This is a genomic window from Burkholderia sp. LMG 13014 (assembly GCF_905232215.1).
Classification (GTDB): Bacteria; Pseudomonadota; Gammaproteobacteria; order Burkholderiales; family Burkholderiaceae; genus Burkholderia.
In genome coordinates this window covers 1-3239 of the sequence record NZ_CAJNKE010000637.1, presented here as the reverse complement: position 1 = coordinate 3239, position 3239 = coordinate 1, and the positions used below count along the sequence as shown (strand labels likewise).

The following is a 3239-nucleotide window of genomic DNA, read 5'->3' as shown; positions in this document are numbered from 1 at the left end:
AGCAGCGCATCGCGCTCGCGTTCGGCGATATCGCCGAGACAGAACCCGTGGCTGATCGTCACCTTGCCCTGCATGCCGTGCGTAGCCGTGCGCTGCAGGATCAGGTCGAGCGAATACGCGCCCATCGATCCGCGCTCGTGCAGGTGAAGGTCGAGCCCGCGGCCATGGCGCTCGGCGATCGCGAACAGCACGTCCACTGCCTCGACCGGATCGCCCTCGATCGCGCACGGGTCGAGCCCGCCGAGCAGATCGGCGCCGGCGGCGAGCGCGTCGGACAGCAGTGCATCGGTGCCCGGCCGCTTGAGCACGCCCGATTGCGGAAACGCGACGATCTGGATCTCGACCTGCCCGCGCAGCGTCTCGCGCGTTGCGAGCACGCCGTGCAGATGCCGCAGCCCCGCTTCGGTATCGATGTCGACGTGCGTGCGGATGCGCGTCGTGCCGGCCGCGAGGAACGCACGCGCCAGCGCGAGCGACGCGACGCCGGCGTCATGGCCGCTCGTCGCGCGATAGTGGCGTTCGTTCTCGATCCGGTCGACGAGGCGCGGCCCGACCTGGTTGCGATACCACGTCATCCCCCAATGCGTCTTGTCGAGGTGCGTGTGGCCTTCGACGAGGCCAGGCAGCGCGAGCGCGCCCGCGCCGTCCTCGATCGCGCAGCCGGCGGGCGCGTCGAGCGACGGGCCGATGCGCGCGATGCGATCGCCTTCGATCAGGATGTCGAGCGCGGCGTCGGCGCTCGGGCGGACGTTGCGGATCAGCAGGTTCGTCATGTCGGTTCCGGGGTGGTCGGTCAGTACGGTCAGTGCAGTCAATGCGAAGGGGGCACGGCGCGTGCCGTGCCGCCGGTCAGGTCGGTCAGCGCGTGAAGCGCAGCGCGGGGGCGAACGGTGCGCCCGTGTCGCTTTCGCCACGGCGGAACACCCAGCGCTCGGCCGGCACGCCCGCGACGGCCGCCGCCGCATTCGGCGCACGCACCGCGACGAACGTCGCATCGCAGCCGACCGCGATTCCATAGTTATCCTTGCCGATCACGCGCGCGCCGGCGTGCGTCGCCATGTCCAGCGCGATACCGAGCGCCTCGTCGGTGTAGAAGCCCGACCGATAGCCGACCATCATCGCGCGCTGCAGCATGTCGCCGTTGCCGTATGGCCACCATGCGTCGCGGATGTTGTCGTTGCCCGCGAACACGTGCACGCCCGCATCGCGAAGCGCCTGCACCGGCGGAAACGCGCAGTCGCCCGGCGCATTCGTCAGGATCGACACGCCGGCTTCGGCCAGCGCCGCCGCGGTGCGCTGCACGTCGTCATCGCTCACCTGGCCGAGCGCATACGCATGACTCACGTTCACGCGGCCGCCGAGCCCTGCCGCGCGCGTGCGCGCCGCGATCCTCAGCAGCTGCGCGATACCCGTTTCGCCCGGCTCGTGCAGGTGGATGTCGATCTTCGCGCCGCGCTTCTCGGCGATGCCGAACACGATGTCGAGCTGCCCGTCCGCATCGCCGTCGAGCGTCGTCGGGTCGATCCCGCCGACCACGTCCGCGCCTTCGCGCACGGCTGCGTCGAGGATCTCGGCGGTGCCGGGGCACGTGATGACGCCGGCCTGCGGGAACGCGACGAGTTCGATATCGACGATCCCGCGCCATTGCTCGCGCGCGGCCATCACGGCCTGCAGGTTCGACAGGCCCGTCGTCGCATCGACGTCGACGTGGCTGCGCATCGCGACCGTGCCGAATGCGGCGGCCTGCGCGATCAGCGCATTCGCGCGTTCGACGATCGGCGGCGCGGCCGCGAGCTGGCGCTTCTCGACCGCGAGCCGCTCGCGCAGCGTGCCGACCGGTTCGTGCGGCACCCAGCGATCGCCGACGAAGCTCTTGTCGAGGTGGATGTGGCCATCGACGAAACCGGGCAGCACGACCCGGCCATCGAGGTCGATCGTTTCCGCGCCGGGCGCGGCGGCGCAATCGGCGCCGATCGCGGTAAAGCGGCCGTCACGAACGACGAGGTTGATGGGCTGGCCGCCGGCGTCGACGGCGTTGATGAAGAAGCGTTCGGTCATGGCTTGGAATGTGGGGCGGTCGCGGCGCGACGCCGGCGCGGACGGGGAAGGAACCGCAGCCGGCACGGCGCGACCGTTGGCAGGGAATCCGGCCACGATATCGGACGCCATCGCCCGAGGCCAATTAAATGTCGCGATGCTGCGCATTCGATTTCGCGATGCGCGGCGTGCACGGCCGCCGGGCCTGGCGCGGCGGATGGGGCGGGATCGCGGTGAAAGCGACGGTAAAACCGATGGACGCGCAGCGTCGGCATCACCGGTCAGCGGGTGTCCGAAGGCCATCTCGCGCTCGCGCCGGCCGTCGCTTCAGCACGCCGCCCGGGCGGCGATTTACGCGGCAACAGACTTTACACGTTGTTACCCGGCCGCACCGGACGCGCCACCGGCCATTCCTTATACTCACGCCGAGTTCGCCACCCGTCCCGGAATTCGTCGGCGAACCCGTTGCCGATGCAGGAAACATCATGATGCGCATGCCTTCCACGAAGACCGTTCTGTTCGCCTCGCTCGTCGCCGTCGCGGCGCTTCCGCTGACCGCCTGCGTCGCGCCGGGTTACTACGGCGCGCAGCCGGGGTATCCGCAGCAGCAGCAATACGCGACGCCCGGCTACGCGCAGCCCGCGTATTCGCAGCCGGGCTACGTGCAGCAGCAACAGCCGTATCCGAACCAGGCGCCGCAGCCGTACGATCAGTACGGCAACCAGCAGCAATACGGGTCGCAGCCGTATGACCAGTACGGCAATCAGCAGCAGTACGGCAACGGCTACGGCACGCAGTACGGCACGGTCTCGAATATCCAGCCGGTCAACGGTTCGGTCGGCCCGTCGGGTGTCGCCGGCACCGTCGTCGGTGCGCTGGTCGGCGGCCTGGTGGGCAACCAGTTCGGTCGCGGCCACGGCCGCGATGCGGCGACCGTGATCGGTGCGCTCGGCGGCGCGGTGGCCGGCAACCAGATCGGCCAGCAGATGGGCGCCGCGCAAGGCCCGAGCAGCTACCGGATCGACGTGCAGGTCAGCGACGGCTCGATGCGCTCGTTCGACGTGCAGTCGCCGGGCAACCTGCGGCCCGGTGATCGCGTGCAGATCAACGGCAATCAGCTGGCGCGGTATTGATTTCGATCCGGTGCGCCTGACCCGATCGGGCGCATCTTCACGCGTTTGACGTCGGGCGCGGGTCCGGCG

The 3239-nt window shown here is 69.9% G+C and carries 3 protein-coding genes; 1 reads left to right on the top strand and 2 read right to left on the bottom strand.

Annotation, left to right across the window (positions count from 1 at the left end):
• Together JYJ84_RS32280 and JYJ84_RS32275 are read right to left on the bottom strand one after the other, a co-directional pair.
• Window positions 1-773: amidohydrolase family protein (locus JYJ84_RS32280; RefSeq protein WP_374102148.1), on the bottom strand; the 773-nt coding region annotated here is incomplete at its 3' end.
• Window positions 774-858: 85 nt separating this feature from the next.
• On the bottom strand, window positions 859-2058 hold the full coding sequence (locus JYJ84_RS32275; RefSeq protein ID WP_175222721.1) for an amidohydrolase family protein: 1200 nt from the start codon (window positions 2056-2058) through the stop codon (window positions 859-861).
• 464 nt (window positions 2059-2522) lie between these two features.
• Here JYJ84_RS32275 and JYJ84_RS32270 point away from each other — a divergent pair, with 464 nt between their 5' ends.
• Window positions 2523-3170 carry a glycine zipper 2TM domain-containing protein gene (locus JYJ84_RS32270; RefSeq protein WP_046548769.1) on the top strand — a complete coding sequence of 216 codons (648 nt, stop codon included), beginning with the start codon at window positions 2523-2525 and terminating at the stop codon, window positions 3168-3170.
• Window positions 3171-3239 lie beyond the last annotated feature (69 nt).